This is a genomic window from Acinetobacter sp. 1124_18A, assembly GCF_052824995.1.
This window is the reverse complement of record NZ_VTDF01000005.1, coordinates 130,996-145,365: the sequence shown is the minus strand read 5'-3', so window position 1 is coordinate 145,365 and position 14,370 is coordinate 130,996. Positions and strand designations below refer to the sequence as shown.

Here is a 14,370-nt window from a genome sequence, read left to right as displayed (position 1 = left end):
AACTCCTAAAAAAATGAATAGGGTCTGTTAATCTTTCATTTATAAATTGCGTTGTAAGCTAAACAACACCATAAACAGACCCCGATCTATCTTAACTGATTCCCAAACGATCCCATAACTTTTGCAGTCGAGTTGGTGAAATAGGCATCTTGGTTTTCATCGGTTGAGAAAATAAAGAAATGCGGAATTCTTCCAACATCAAATACAATTCTTTGATTTTTGGATCGTTTTTGAATTTAAATACCTTGTCCATCCATGGATCGACATCATCAATAGCGGCATGATCTCGCTGTAGATTATTTGGCAATCGGTCTAAACGCAATAGCAGCGCTTTTAAATATCTTGGATATTCCTGCCAAAGATCGACTGGTTGGCAATAAACAAAATTACCAAGCGACATTAAATCTAGTTGATCTTCAATATCATCAACGCTACGGCCAAATATATCTCGGTCGAGTACCAATAACTGACGGCGAATTTGCTGCCATTGAATATAAATATCACTTAATTGCTCAAGTGCTTGTTGACCATGACTCAAAAATTGCTTTTTGACCTGCTCGAGCAGTTTGTTAAATTCATCTGCATTAATTGGCAAAGTTGTAATTGCCATTTGCAACGTTGCATAGACCAACATCTGCTCAAGCTTAGCTTTATCACCCAAAGGTGAATATGCCAAAGCAAGCGGTTTTGAAATCTGCTTTTTCAACTGGCGAACTAAGTCACCAAGCTGCATGTGTACTAGACGGATAATCCCTTCACGATGCTGCTTAATGGCTTCGGCCTGATCATTAAAAGTCTGTATAACAACGCCTGAATCATCTTTAGCTTCAATTTCAGCAAAAGCTTTTGTAGGTACCAAAGCCTGATATTGTTTCACAACAACACCCGTAACTTTATGTGAAGCCTCAAAAGTAAAATTCTCAGGGAAGTTTTTAAACTCACCTTTTTGCTGTTTCACTGGACGATGCGTTTCTACGCGACAACGCGCTTTTAATTCAGGTAAATCACGGCCTTTTGCAATCAACTTACCTTTTTCATCAATTACTTTAATGAAAGGCACCAAATATGGATCAATGCGTTCAAACGAGAAATCTTTGTCAGTAATTTGCTCACCACGTAAAGCAAAAGCTAAATAACTAAAAATATGTTCACGTAAATGTACTGCATCAATGCCTTGCATGAGCTTACGAGCTGTATCAGGAATTGGCACTACATTACGACGCTTATCTTTAGGTAAAGCTTTAAGTAATGCCTCAATTAAATCTTGGCGCCAACCCGGAATTCCCCATGACCAGATATTTTCATCAACTTGAGGCAATGCCTGCACAGGAATCTGAACAGTCGCACCATCTTCGTCATGGCTTGGGTCAAAATGATAGGTCGTTGCTAAACGTAGCTGACCATTATGTAAATGATCTGGAAATTGCTGCGTTGTTGGTCGGTCATTCAGCCAAAGTGCATCATCTTCAACAAACAAATAACGCGGATGATTTGCTTCTACCGTCGCGCGCCAATCTTCAAAGCTACGACGACTTGCGATTTCTTCGGGAATTTTAGAGGCATAAAACTGATAAATCGTTTCTTCATCGACCACTAAATCACGGCGACGCAATTTATCTTCAACTCGTTCAACTTCTTCAAGTTTAAGCAAGTTGTGTTTTAAAAATGGTGGGATCGTACCCAAATTACCTGTGGTTAATGCATCGCGTAAGAAAATTTCATGCGCAGCAGGCTGGTCAACTTTCTCAAAATTAATTAAGCGTTTTGGTTCAATAATTAAACCAAACAACGAAATTTGAGCATACGCATTTACAATGCCAGCTTTCTTAGACCAATGCGGCTCGAAATAGTGATATTTCAATAAATCACGTGCAGCAAGCAAAATCCATTCAGGGTCAATTTTAGCTAAAGTACGTAAGTACACTTGAGAGGTTTCGACCATCTCAAAAGCCATCACCCAAGAGGTATTGGTTTTGTGCAAAGTACTTGCTGGAAAGACTTTAGCCTTTTGCTGACGCACTGCCATAAAGGTGTTGCGTTCATCAGTTTTATTGGCAATAAAAGACAACAAACCTGTCAGCAATGCACGATGCAAGTTTTCATAGTTAGCATCTTTTTCATTAAAGCTGAGTTTTAAACCTTCTGCTAATTCAACTAACTGATGATGCGTCTGTTTCCATTCGCGTAAACGCAACCAACTTAAAAAATTCTGCTTGGCAAACTGACGTCGTTTATTTTCAGACATACCTGCTTCACCTTTAGGATTTAAAGTATCCCAAAGTTTTAAATAAAACAGAAAATCTGAATCTGCTTCTTTGAACAAAGCATGCTTTTGGTCAGCCTGCATTTGTTTATCTGCCGGACGCTCACGCGGGTCTTGAACCGCTAAAGCACTCACCACAATCAAGATTTCTTTGAGCACGCCAAAATGAGCACCGCCAATGATCATACGAGCAAGTCGAGGGTCAATTGGCATACGTGCCATCATTTGCCCGACTTTAGTCAGCTCATTTTTCTTCTCGTTAAGTGCCCCTAACTCAATGAGTAACTTCCGCCCATCATTTACAAGACGGAAATCTGGTGGCTCAATAAAATCAAAGTTTTCTAACTCACCCAAACCTAAACTGTGCATTTGCAAAATGACAGAAGCCAAGTTGGTTCGTTTAATTTCAGGCTCAGTAAATTCGGGGCGGCTTACGAAATCTTCTTCGCTGTATAAACGAATACACACACCCGCAGCAATACGACCACAACGCCCTTTACGCTGATTAGCAGCAGCCTGAGAAATTGCCTCAATTGGTAAACGTTGCACACGTGAACGGTAGTTATAACGCGATATACGAGCAAAACCGCTATCAATCACATAGCGAATGTTTGGAACAGTCAGTGCGGTTTCGGCCACGTTGGTCGCAATAATAATACGGCGACCCTTTCCACCTGGACTGAAAATCCTTTGTTGCTCAGAAACAGCTAAGCGCGCATACAAAGGTAAAATTTCGGTATGTCTTGGTCCGTACTTTTGCAAGGTTTCCTGCAACTCACGAATTTCTTGCTCGGTGCTTGAGAAAATTAAAATATCAGCATGTTCAGGATGACCTTTTGCTTCAGCATCAGCAAAGCATTCTTCAACTGCCTGTACGACTGCTCGAGGTAAGTTTTCTTCGAAATCATCAAACTCATCGTCATCACTTCCGCCAATATTCATCTCTGAAATTGGGCGATAAAGCACTTCGACCGGATAACTACGCCCTTCCACTTCAAAAATAGGCGCATCATTAAAGTAATTACTAAAACGATTTACATCTAAAGTTGCCGAAGTCACGATAACTTTTAGGTCTGGGCGTTTTGGCAGTAACTGCTTTAAATAACCCATAATAAAATCGATATTGAGTGAGCGTTCATGTGCTTCATCAATAATGATCGTGTCATATTTAGACAAGAAACGGTCATTGCCTAACTCGGCAAGCAAAATACCATCGGTCATTAACCGTACAATTGAATCTTGCGAACCTTGTTCATTAAAACGGATTTTAAAACCAATCGATTCGCCAAGCTTTTCGCCGACTTCTTCTGCAATACGCTGAGAAACACTACGTGCGGCTAAACGACGAGGCTGAGTATGCCCAATCATACCTGTTAAGCCACGGCCTGCTAACATTGCAATTTGAGGAAGCTGAGTGGTTTTACCTGAGCCAGTTTCGCCTGCCACAATAATGACCTGATGCTTTTGAATCGCATCAATTAAACGGTCAGCATATTGCGAAACAGGTAGTTCCTGATTTAGTTTAATTTTAGGAAGACGTTCAAATCGCTGCCTTACTTTGGCATTCGATTGTTCAAATAATTTTTCAATCTCTGCTGTATTGGCTTTTTTATCTTTACGCAAACGATTTAAACGGTAACGATCTCTTGCCATTACCCACTGATCAATATTTAAATCATTCTGCACAGACAAATTTTCCTGAAAATACAACAATCCTCTATTTTACGCTCTAATGCCCTTCAGGTAAAACACTTGGTTTTTTATATATTTTTAATTTTTTAAAATTTTACCCTTGAATTTTGGCTAAGTAGACTTCATGTTGTTATGCAAGTTTCTTTTACTATAACTGTCATTTGATTTACATGTTTTTGCAGTCAAATCGAATACAGTGTTTGGGGACTTAAAAATCGTAAATTTATCACTTATTCAATTTTCCGATTTTAGTCATGTAAAAATACTATTTCCCCAATAAAGAATTTTTATTTATTCTACATCTCGTAAACAAGTTTAAATATAAACCTCAATCATGGAGACAATGATGAGCTTGATTAATACTGAAGTTAAACCATTCCAAGCAACTGCTTACCACAACGGCCAATTTGTTGAAGTTAACGAAACTAACCTTAAAGGTAAGTGGTCTGTTGTATTCTTCTATCCAGCTGACTTCACTTTCGTTTGCCCAACTGAACTTGGTGACTTAGCAGACAACTACGCTGAATTCCAAAAACTTGGTGTTGAAATTTATGCTGTATCTACTGATACACACTTCACACACAAAGCTTGGCACGACACTTCTGAAGAAATCAAAAAAATCCAATATCCATTAGTTGGCGACCCAACTTGGACTCTTTCTAAAAACTTCGACGTTCTTATCGAATCTGAAGGTTTAGCTGACCGTGGTACTTTCGTTATCGATCCAGAAGGTAAAATCCAAATCGTTGAACTTAACGCTGGTGGTATCGGCCGTGACGCGTCTGAACTTCTTCGTAAAGTAAAAGCTGCTCAATACGTACACTCTCACCCAGGTGAAGTTTGCCCAGCTAAATGGAAAGAAGGCGAAGCTACTCTTGCTCCATCTATCGACCTAGTTGGTAAAATCTAATCTCTCTTAGATTTTAAAAACTTAAAGAACCATCCCTCATCGGATGGTTCTTTTGTTTTGAATAAGCACATCACATTTTCTACTGATACTTTTACAATTCTGCCCTTCCCCATTACATGAAGTTTGAGTAATGTCGAATATATACCTGATGTTTTTTTGAGCTTTAGTAATATGAAATAAAAGGGGAAAATTTATGGCGAAAACACAGATTGTCACTTCATGGAAATACAGCGCGACTTCACGTCATTTAAAAATATTTTATAGCGACGGTTCAGGCGAACTTTATCATCCTGTACCAGAATTTATTTATAACAACTTATTACGCTCAACAGACAAAGCTGCTTTTGTACATAAATATTTAGAATTCGACTTACACTTTACGCGTTTATCTTTAGTGAATGCTTCATAACATATTAACTAAGACCTGCTTTGAACAGGCCTTTATCAACGTATAACTTCTATTATCAAATAGCTTATCTTGCTACGACAATACATAAACCAGCGCCTACCGACAAAATACTGCTCATAAAATTTTCATCTTTTTTAATTAAAGCTAAGAATGAACTTACTTCAGCCGCATGTGAAATGACGTTATCAATAATGAGAACACCACCATTGCACTTCATCAGACGCTTTAAATCGGGCCAATAATTTTCGTAAGCATTGCGCTCAGCATCTAACAAAATAAAATCGAAAGTTTCCTGAGATTCTTTTAAATAATCGGCGGCATCCCCGATCCAAAAATCAACGATTTCATTTAATGCCAGTTCAGTAACATGGCGCTTCGCCTCGGCACTACGATTGGCATCAATTTCAAGTGTCGTTACTTTTCCGTGAGTCGCTTGTGCAGCTTCAGCAAGCCATAAAGTAGAATAACCTGTTGAGGTACCGATTTCTAAAATGGACTTGGCTTGCTGCATTCTAATAAATTGCGACAGAAGTTTTGCAGACTCAGCCTCAATATTTCGATAACGCAGCAAGCGATCTGACTGCTGTGCATCGTGCCGTTTAAAGGTGTCATATAAATCTGAAACTCTTTGTAAGAAAAAAGTATTTGGCATATCTTCACCCTTTAAAATCGTTATTTTATATGACAGCCGTTTGAGTTAAGTGCTTTGAATTAACTTGAACCGTGGCATGATATTTCCATCAGCCATTTGAACCGTTTCAGTAAACATATCAAGCGGACGTACCCAAGTTGAATAGTCACCATAAAGACACTGATAAACGACTAGCTTCTCTTCAGTCTCACTGTGTTTTGCCACAGAAAAAACTTGATAGAGATTACCTTTATAATGCTGATAAATGCCGCGTTGCAATGACATGAAAGTACCTTTTAATGTTATGACATAAAATCTTTACAGCCATATAACATATATAAATTTTTAAATACTTTCACTTTAAAAGATAAAAAAGAGTAATAAAGAGTGCTTAAAGACAAATTGCGCTTTAAATTTTTGATATTGTTTATAAGTGCCACGCAACATTCAAAAAACCGATTAAATCTATAAAAACATACTGTTTCACCTATTTTGTGTTTTAACGTACTATGCATCTATTGAAAGAATTTGGATGCATTGGAGTAAAAACAGATGTTAGATCAAAACATTAAAACTCAATTAAAAGCTTATTTAGAACGTTTAGAAAGTCCAATCGAATTAGTTGCTGCTTTAGATGAATCAGATAAAGCTGCTCAAATTAAAGAGTTAGTGACAGAAATCGCGGAGCTTTCTGACAAAGTAACTGCCCGTTTTGACGGCAACAATACACGTCGTCCAAGCTTTGGTGTGGCTAAAGCAGGTGAACAACCTCGTGTGTTCTTTGCTGGCTTACCGATGGGCCATGAGTTTACATCTTTGATCTTGGCACTGTTACAAGTGTCTGGTTATGCACCTAAAGTGTCGAATGAAGTGCTTAACCAGATTAAAGGTTTAAACCTTAAAGCCAACTTTGATGTGTTTGTATCGTTAAGCTGTCATAACTGTCCTGATGTGGTACAGGCACTTAACCTGATCGCGATTTATAACCCGAACACCACGGCAACGATGATTGATGGTTCTTTCTTCCAAGATGAAGTTGAACAACGCAAAATCATGGCTGTACCGATGGTGTTCCAAGACAATGAACACATTGGTCAAGGTCGTATGACGCTTGAAGAGATTGTGGCAAAACTTGACACCAACTCAGCTGAAAAAGATGCAGCAGCACTCAATGCCAAAGATGCTTTTGATGTATTGGTGATTGGTGGCGGACCTGCGGGTGCAACAGCAGCAATCTATGCAGCTCGTAAAGGTATTAACACAGGTATCGTAGCTGAACGCTTCGGTGGTCAGGTGATGGATACCATGGACATTGAAAACTTCACGTCCGTGCAAAAGACTCAAGGTCCTAAGTTTGCTGCCGAGATGGAAGCACACGTTCGTGAATACGATGTCGATATCATGAACCTGCAACGTGTCAGCAAAATCACAGGTGCAAACCAAACGATAAATGGTCTGGTTGAAGTTGAACTTGAAAACGGTGCAAAACTTGAATCGAAAACTGTGATCCTTTCAACAGGTGCACGTTGGAGAGAAATGAATGTACCGGGTGAGCAAGAATACCGTACCCGTGGTGTCGCGTACTGCCCACACTGTGATGGTCCATTGTTCAAAGGCAAACGTGTTGCCGTGATTGGTGGCGGTAACTCAGGTGTTGAAGCTGCAATTGACCTTGCAGGGATTGTTGAGCATGTGACTCTGGTTGAATTCGACACAAAACTTCGCGCTGACCAAGTGTTGCAAAACAAACTGCATAGCTTGCCGAACACAACTGTGATTATGAATGCCTTAAGTACAGAAGTGTTAGGTGACGGATCACAAGTGACAGGTCTTAAATATAAAGACCGTGCGACGGATGAAGAGCATGTAGTAGAGCTTGCAGGGATCTTTGTACAGATTGGTTTATTACCAAATACTGACTTCTTAAAAGACAGTGAAGTTGAGTTAACCAATCGCGGCGAGATCATTGTAAATGATCGCAACGAAACCAATGTCAAAGGTGTATTTGCTGCGGGCGACTGTACCACTGTACCTTACAAGCAAATTATTATTGCCGTAGGTGAAGGCGCTAAAGCATCACTTTCTGCGTTTGATTACATCATCCGTTCTGGGCAGTAAAATTTAGTCAAACCATGCTTATTTAATACAAGCCTAGCATTACAAAATGCTAGGCTTTTTTAATATTGGAGTTACAACTCTTTAACAATTTTCGATCTTTATTAATCAGTTAGTTTATGTTTATATTTTAGACATCCATAATTTTGGATGCCATGAATTAGAAGGAAAAACACAATGAATAAATTACTTGTTGCTTTAGGTCTTGCTGCGACCGTTGCTCTTGTTGGATGTAATAAAGATAAAGCTCCAGAAACAGGCGCGACAACGGGTGAACACTTAGAAAATGCTGCTCAACAAGCAACTGCTGATATCAAATCTGCTGGTGACAAAGCTGCAAGCGATATTGCTACTGCAACTGATAATGCTACTGCAAAAATCGATGCTGCAACTGATCATGCTGCTGATGCTACCGCTGAAGCTGCTGCAAAAACTGAAGCAACTGCTCGTAAGGCAACTGCCGATACAGCTCAAGCTGTTGAAAAGACCGCTGCTGAAGTTAAAAAAGATGCTCAACACTAATCTCTAGAAATAAAAAAGCCCCTGTCCATACAGGGGCTTTTTTTAAGTCTAAACCGATTAAGAAATTAGACCTTCATCACGCATCGCAATTTGTACAGATTGACGTTCTGCAACTTTATTACGTAGAGCAATAATATGTTTATACGGTGTTAAATCATGTTCAATTGAGTTTGACCAGTTTGTTAAAACAAATAGATAAGCATCTGCTGGGCCAAAATTATCATTTACTAAATAATCATAATCAGATTCAGACAAATAGTTATCGATATATTTTAAAAGGCGATCAATTTCTGCATAAGCTTTAGTTTTTTCATCAGTTGTTAATGACGCCCCAAAGAAGACTGCATATGCATCATGTAATTCAGAGTTCAAATATCCCAACCATTCCAATACTTTCGCACGGCCCATCCCTGATGGAGGAATTAAATCCTGCTTAGGATCATGCTGAGCAAGAAACGGTAAAATCGCAACGTTTTCAGTTAACATTAAACCCGGATTAATTTCTAAAGCTGGTACATATCCTTTTGGATTAATCTCGTAATAATCTGCGCCTTTTTCTGTTTTATGAGTTTTTAAATTTACCCGTTCTAAGTCAAAATCAACATTAATTTCATTTAAAATAATATGTGCAGCTAAAGAACATGCGCCTGGCGAATAATATAATTTCATATCTGATCCTTGTTATCTCATATTAACGTTTTAAATTGCTTCTAGAAAACCTGCAAGGTTTGCACAATTCTTTAATTGTAAAAAAGCGTAAACTTATAAAATACTTACACCATCTAATATTCTTGAAAAAATCATTCCTTGCAAGTTGTCTTGCGTGACGATTGTTTAAAATATGATAAAACACATTTGCGTCACGCAATTTTTCCGTTAATTACGCTTAAAAAGTTGACTAAGCCAATTCATTAATTCAGATAAGAAATCAAAAATACCATTTTTCTTATCATCATCGGGATGGCTTGAGTCTTTTCCATTTAAATCTAGATCTACAATTACAGGGTCGTGGTCCGAAGAACGATAAGCATCTTCACCATAAAACAATGCCTTTTGCTCATCGTTTTTGTATTCTTCGTTGTAATCTAGAACAGTTGGCTCATCTGCATTAATATGCCATGCAAAGGTTCTGACCACTTTTGGATATAAAGCTGCGTCTGCAATTGCATGGTCTAAATTACCGGCTCCGCCATTACCGTTGGCATCACTCGCAACACCAAAAACATAGCTATATGCCTGAGTGCCTTGACCTACCTTAGCGTCATTAAGTAAAACTTTATAATTCGCTTTTTCAAATGACAAAATAGGCTCTTCTTTTGCGTAGCTGTTCATATCCCCGACAAGCAAAGCATTTTGCTTAGGCACTTGAGTTGGATTTTTCGCGAGCCATTGCACGATTTGATCTACTGCTTTCACACGAGTTGGATTCCAGCAGCCTTGACCATCTTTTTGGTCTGCGTCAGTAGAGCTAGCATCCACCCCACTACAGCTTTTTGATTTAAGATGGTTTGGAATAACGGTAAACGTTTTATTACCACGAACTGCTTGGAAACTTTGCGCCAATGTTGTTCGGTTCTTATCACCCAAATCGAGCACAACAGGCTTATTTAAAGGCTTAACTCGTTTACTGTTATAAATAATAGCCACAGCAATTGCATCGTCACCTAAACGGTCTAGATTTTCAGGAACCACATATTTCCAATCGCTACCTAAAGCTTTGGTCAAATTGGCAATAGCACTGTCTGGGCCATAACCATTGTTAGCAATTTCCATCAAACCGTATACATCGGCATCAATCGCTTTGAGTGCACTCACAATTTTACGATGTTGTTTATCAAACTCAGCTTGCGTTGTCGCACCACGCTCTGTTGGAAAACCTGTTGCGCCATTGTCATAGTTCAAAACGTTAAATGAAGCTACACGAATGTGATTAGCATTTTTAGTAAGGACACTTTGACGCGGGTTTGGTTGAGTAAGAACCTCCGGCTGATTACGCCCAAGCACAGGTTGCACACGCCAACCATTAAAACGATATTCTAAAATACCTTCAGCATTTTTAAGTTGATAACCCGAACGTAGCGTATTGGCAGCACTAAAATTGCTTGGTAACCATGGCGTACGGTTTTGATTGTTATAACCATCATCAAAAATAATTTTCGATAATAAGTTTTTCTGGGCTAGAGCTTTGGCTTCAGGAGATAACGCTGGATATAAATTGGTTGGAATATATAAGCGGCCTAAACTTAGCGAGAGTTCACCATAGCGACCATAATTGTAATTCTCACTCACCGTTAAAGTCTGAGGTAATTTGACCAACATACCTTGATAACGCTGCGGTGAATTTATTGAGCCACCCGTTAAACTAGCAAATGGAAGTTCGAGGCTAATCGGCTGAACCTGATTTGCCATATTGCTATTACAGGTTTGAATATCTTGTTGTAATTGATCTATTTGTAGCTGATTTTGATAAGACGTTAATCGGCCACGCAAAATAACTTCATCGCCAACTTGCCCACCTTTTACTGCACTGCTATTTGGAATATAAACAAAAATAGCATTACTGACATTTGCACGTGCTTTAGTGTCTGGTGTCTGAACATAAAAACCAGAGAATCCATTGGCATAACGATAGTCAGCTGTAATCACACCACGCACAGTATAAGTCTGGTCTTGAGCTGCGGTGGTTAAGTCAGCAATGGCTGTATCTGAACTCGAACAACTTACTGTTTCAACAGGAGGCTGAGTAGTAGATCCTGATAAATTTGAAAAGTCATTTCGGTTTGTCCAAGCCGACCATGAATGATCCAAATCAAATGCTGCGGTTGCATCAACACTTAAAGCTGGATTCTCTGTTTCAATACGCTTAAAACTATTTCCCAAGCTTGAAACTGCCATCCCCCATCCCGCTGCTGGACGCTCACCAATACGGCCAAAACGATCTACAGGCGTACCTTTATAAACAAGTACAACCGCATCATCTCCATTAAAAGATAAAGCAGCGACCTGATTTACTTTACTACCAAGTTCAGTTTGCAACTCTGAGCGGCCTACTAAAAACTTCTGCTTACTAGTTAATGCCCCTTCTAAACGGAAAGTTGCCGTCTTTGCTGTACCACCATTATTAAATTGTTGAATCTCATAATCGGCTAAATTAACAGTAGCGCCATCTGGGTTATAAATCTCTAGCCCCTTTTTATTACTACTACCATCAACATATTGACTAAACATCAGCTGTGCTTGAGCAACTGAGCTATATGAAAATGCACCTAATGCACTTAAAAAGACCGAAAGTGTTCTTAATTGAAAAGTTTTCATGAGTAAAAGTGTTCATATGAGTTTTAATTAGTCTCTTAGAGTAAATATTGATCATGACATCTACATGAAGAAAAACACCGAAACATTTGACTTGATCCCATGAAGACTTAAAATACCGCATTTGAATTTCAATATTGCCAAGGTTATGTCGATCGATCAGTTAGAAACGCAAATTGCAGACTTAGACAATTTGCCTGAACACCGTGAAATTGTGACGTTTATGCGTCGTTCAGCACCACTTAATACGTCTCAACGCACGGCATTAGAACAACATCGCGATTTAATTTTGGAATATCCTGTTGGCGACTTACGTCAACACTTTGAACACCCAGAGCGTCCTTTAACTGTTGAAATCGGTTTTGGTATGGGGCGTTCGTTAGTCCTTATGGCAAAAGCGAACCCTGAACGCAACTATGTGGGCATTGAAGTCCATGTGCCTGGTATTGCTCAATGCCTATATGAAGCAGGTATAGCAGAAGTTAAAAACTTACGTGTACTTGATGCAGATGCAATTCAGGTTTTACGTGAAATGCCAGACAACAGCATTAACTGCATACAACTTTACTTCCCAGACCCTTGGCAAAAGAAACGTCATTTCAAACGTCGTTTTGTTGCCCATGAGCGTATGCCATTGGTTGAACAAAAGCTTGAGCTTGGCGGTACGTTCCATGCTGCAACAGATTGGGAACCGTATGCTGAATGGATGTTAGATGTATTAGACAACCGTCCAGACCTTGAAAACTTGGCAGGTAAAGGTAATAGCTACCCTCGTCCAGATTGGCGCCCAGTGACTAAGTTTGAACGCCGTGGTATTGAGTCAGGCCATAAAATTAATGACTTTATCTTTAAAAAGATTAAGTAGATAATAAAAAGGCTTAGTAATTAACTAGGCCTTTTTTCTTTTGATCATAAAAAAATTATATAACTAAAAATCTATCTTATTCACTGCGCCAATCTATTCATTTCTTCTTTCCAATTAATGATTGCCAATCGAGCCAAATCTAGCTATTTATAGAAACTGGTACTTGCCATACTAAAAATTGCTAAGGACAACACATGTTAAAAATCTTAGGGCGCGATAACTCCATTAATGTTCGTAAAGTCTTATGGCTCTGCGAAGAATTAGATCTTGAATATGAAAGAGAAGATTGGGGAAGAGGCGTTCGTTCAGCACAATCTCCTGAATTTTTAGAATTAAACCCAAATGGGCAAATCCCTGTTGTTTTAGATGGCGATTTAGTCCTTTGGCAGTCCAATAGTATTATCCGTTATCTCGCAAATGCTTTTGACAAAGAAAAACAGCTTTACCCTACTCAAGCAAAAGAAAGATTTTTTGTAGACCAGTGGCTTGATTGGCAAGCGATCGAGCTGAATAACAGTTGGACTTATACCATTATGTCTCTGCTGAGACATTCACCAAATCACCAAGATCCAAACTTATTACAACAAGGTATTGATAGCTGGAATCATCAAATGCAGATTCTCGATCAACAACTTGCAAAAACTCAAGCCTATGTTGCAGGTACAGAGTTCACTCTAGCTGATATTCCAATTGGTCTTTCTGTACAACGCTGGAAGGCAACGCCTTTTGACCATCCAACGCTTAACCACGTCGACCAATATTTTGAACGTTTAAATCAACGTACGGGCTTTTTAAAATGGGGAAATAACGGCGAACCTTAATTTTTAAATGAGCTTTAAGCTGAGTGATGGCGTTGTAAGATGCCATCACTTAAAAGTTGATAGACCTGTTTTAAATCATCTCGTTCTGCTTGAGCTAATAAGTTTTGATGCATGACCAAGATATTTTGATCGCTTCGTACCGCTGGCCCTGTCTGCATTTGCTTTGGATCATTTTCAGTAGCTTTTTTTGCTGTTTCCAGAATTAAAGGGTGAAGCAAACTAAAGTCGACCTGCTCATCATCTGTAACCTGCTTTGCCATATCAAAACAATAATTACTAAAATTACAGGCAAACACTGCCGCCAAATGCAAAGTTAAGCGCTGTTTCGAGGTGTATTGATATACTCGACTACTTAGGCTATTTGCTAAATCTGAAAGTAAGATTAAGTCATCTTTATAAATTGCTTCAACAAACAACGGCGTTGCAGACCAGTCAATATCTCTTTCAAAGCTAAATGTTTGTAATGGATAAAACACCCCTGCTTTTTCATGCACATGACTGATGACTTCAATATTGGTGCTACCCGAAGTGTGGACAATAAGTATTTCAGGAAATAACTCATGAACCTGTTTTGCAAGCTCAGCAATTGCACTATCTGAAACTGCCAGAATAATTAAATCAGATATTTGAAAATCTTGAAGAGACTGACATGCTTTGGCTTGAATTTTCTCTGCAAATTTTTGGGTTTTCTCAAAATCACGTGCATAGACTTGTACGATGTTATGACCTTGAGCCAAGAGTCCTTTTGCCAAATGAAAGGCAACTCGTCCACTTCCTACCAAACTGATTTTCATATTAACCCAACACTATTTATCTCTATAAAAAAAGCT

Annotated in this window: 12 protein-coding genes; 6 read left to right on the top strand and 6 right to left on the bottom strand. The window is 38.9% G+C overall.

Features of this window, described 5'->3' with window-relative positions; genetic code table 11:
- Positions 1 to 91 precede the first annotated feature (91 nt).
- Positions 92 to 3,949 (bottom strand): ATP-dependent RNA helicase HrpA, encoded by a 3,858-nt coding sequence (hrpA, locus tag FY048_RS11985; protein ID WP_446091283.1) that lies wholly within the window; start codon positions 3,947 to 3,949, stop codon positions 92 to 94.
- A 352-nt stretch (positions 3,950 to 4,301) separates the two neighbouring features.
- Here hrpA and ahpC point away from each other — a divergent pair, with 352 nt between their 5' ends.
- Both ahpC and FY048_RS11975 read left to right on the top strand, forming a co-directional pair.
- Positions 4,302 to 4,865, top strand: coding sequence for an alkyl hydroperoxide reductase subunit C (gene ahpC, locus FY048_RS11980; RefSeq protein ID WP_016138759.1), 564 nt, complete (start codon positions 4,302 to 4,304; stop codon positions 4,863 to 4,865).
- 193 nt (positions 4,866 to 5,058) lie between these two features.
- Positions 5,059 to 5,274: a KTSC domain-containing protein gene (locus FY048_RS11975; protein ID WP_016138760.1), complete on the top strand. Its 216-nt coding sequence runs from the start codon at positions 5,059 to 5,061 to the stop codon at positions 5,272 to 5,274.
- A gap of 64 nt (positions 5,275 to 5,338) precedes the next feature.
- On the opposite strand, the gene FY048_RS11970 is transcribed toward FY048_RS11975, so the two are convergent.
- Positions 5,339 to 5,926, bottom strand: a complete 588-nt coding sequence (locus tag FY048_RS11970) for an O-methyltransferase (protein ID WP_446091282.1) — start codon at positions 5,924 to 5,926, stop codon at positions 5,339 to 5,341.
- Positions 5,927 to 5,971: 45 nt separating this feature from the next.
- Positions 5,972 to 6,190 (bottom strand): DUF1653 domain-containing protein, encoded by a 219-nt coding sequence (locus tag FY048_RS11965; RefSeq protein ID WP_446091281.1) that lies wholly within the window; start codon positions 6,188 to 6,190, stop codon positions 5,972 to 5,974.
- 267 nt (positions 6,191 to 6,457) lie between these two features.
- Here FY048_RS11965 and ahpF point away from each other — a divergent pair, with 267 nt between their 5' ends.
- Together ahpF and FY048_RS11955 are read left to right on the top strand one after the other, a co-directional pair.
- A complete protein-coding gene (ahpF, locus tag FY048_RS11960) occupies positions 6,458 to 8,023 on the top strand; it encodes an alkyl hydroperoxide reductase subunit F (RefSeq protein ID WP_446091280.1) in 1,566 nt (521 codons plus the stop codon).
- Positions 8,024 to 8,197: 174 nt separating this feature from the next.
- On the top strand, positions 8,198 to 8,542 hold the full coding sequence (locus FY048_RS11955; RefSeq protein WP_016138764.1) for a hypothetical protein: 345 nt from the start codon (positions 8,198 to 8,200) through the stop codon (positions 8,540 to 8,542).
- 57 nt (positions 8,543 to 8,599) lie between these two features.
- Here the strand turns inward: FY048_RS11955 and FY048_RS11950 are convergent, their stop codons facing one another.
- Both FY048_RS11950 and FY048_RS11945 read right to left on the bottom strand, forming a co-directional pair.
- Positions 8,600 to 9,211: a glutathione binding-like protein gene (locus FY048_RS11950; protein ID WP_016138765.1), complete on the bottom strand. Its 612-nt coding sequence runs from the start codon at positions 9,209 to 9,211 to the stop codon at positions 8,600 to 8,602.
- Between the two features lie 207 nt (positions 9,212 to 9,418).
- Positions 9,419 to 11,857 carry an ExeM/NucH family extracellular endonuclease gene (locus FY048_RS11945; RefSeq protein WP_446091279.1) on the bottom strand — a complete coding sequence of 813 codons (2,439 nt, stop codon included), beginning with the start codon at positions 11,855 to 11,857 and terminating at the stop codon, positions 9,419 to 9,421.
- A 145-nt stretch (positions 11,858 to 12,002) separates the two neighbouring features.
- Here FY048_RS11945 and trmB point away from each other — a divergent pair, with 145 nt between their 5' ends.
- Together trmB and FY048_RS11935 are read left to right on the top strand one after the other, a co-directional pair.
- Positions 12,003 to 12,719 carry a tRNA (guanosine(46)-N7)-methyltransferase TrmB gene (gene trmB / locus FY048_RS11940; RefSeq protein ID WP_174745688.1) on the top strand — a complete coding sequence of 239 codons (717 nt, stop codon included), beginning with the start codon at positions 12,003 to 12,005 and terminating at the stop codon, positions 12,717 to 12,719.
- Positions 12,720 to 12,913: 194 nt separating this feature from the next.
- Positions 12,914 to 13,540, top strand: a complete 627-nt coding sequence (locus FY048_RS11935; protein WP_446091278.1) for a glutathione S-transferase family protein — start codon at positions 12,914 to 12,916, stop codon at positions 13,538 to 13,540.
- Positions 13,541 to 13,554: 14 nt separating this feature from the next.
- On the opposite strand, the gene FY048_RS11930 is transcribed toward FY048_RS11935, so the two are convergent.
- The gene (locus FY048_RS11930) at positions 13,555 to 14,334 is read right to left on the bottom strand and encodes a Rossmann-like and DUF2520 domain-containing protein (protein ID WP_446091277.1); all 780 of its coding nucleotides are present in this window, start codon (positions 14,332 to 14,334) and stop codon (positions 13,555 to 13,557) included.
- Positions 14,335 to 14,370: the final 36 nt, after the last annotated feature.

Bases quoted from the DNA above. Each gene is read 5' to 3' on its own strand.
- FY048_RS11975 (WP_016138760.1), top strand. From the start codon at position 5,059: ATGGCGAAAACACAGATTGTCACTTCATGGAAATACAGCGCGACTTCA.
- ahpC (WP_016138759.1), top strand. From the start codon at position 4,302: ATGAGCTTGATTAATACTGAAGTTAAACCATTCCAAGCAACTGCTTAC.
- FY048_RS11930 (WP_446091277.1), bottom strand. From the start codon at position 14,334: ATGAAAATCAGTTTGGTAGGAAGTGGACGAGTTGCCTTTCATTTGGCA.
- FY048_RS11945 (WP_446091279.1), bottom strand. From the start codon at position 11,857: ATGAAAACTTTTCAATTAAGAACACTTTCGGTCTTTTTAAGTGCATTA.
- FY048_RS11935 (WP_446091278.1), top strand. From the start codon at position 12,914: ATGTTAAAAATCTTAGGGCGCGATAACTCCATTAATGTTCGTAAAGTC.
- trmB (WP_174745688.1), top strand. From the start codon at position 12,003: ATGTCGATCGATCAGTTAGAAACGCAAATTGCAGACTTAGACAATTTG.
- FY048_RS11965 (WP_446091281.1), bottom strand. From the start codon at position 6,190: ATGTCATTGCAACGCGGCATTTATCAGCATTATAAAGGTAATCTCTAT.
- ahpF (WP_446091280.1), top strand. From the start codon at position 6,458: ATGTTAGATCAAAACATTAAAACTCAATTAAAAGCTTATTTAGAACGT.
- FY048_RS11970 (WP_446091282.1), bottom strand. From the start codon at position 5,926: ATGCCAAATACTTTTTTCTTACAAAGAGTTTCAGATTTATATGACACC.
- FY048_RS11950 (WP_016138765.1), bottom strand. From the start codon at position 9,211: ATGAAATTATATTATTCGCCAGGCGCATGTTCTTTAGCTGCACATATT.
- FY048_RS11955 (WP_016138764.1), top strand. From the start codon at position 8,198: ATGAATAAATTACTTGTTGCTTTAGGTCTTGCTGCGACCGTTGCTCTT.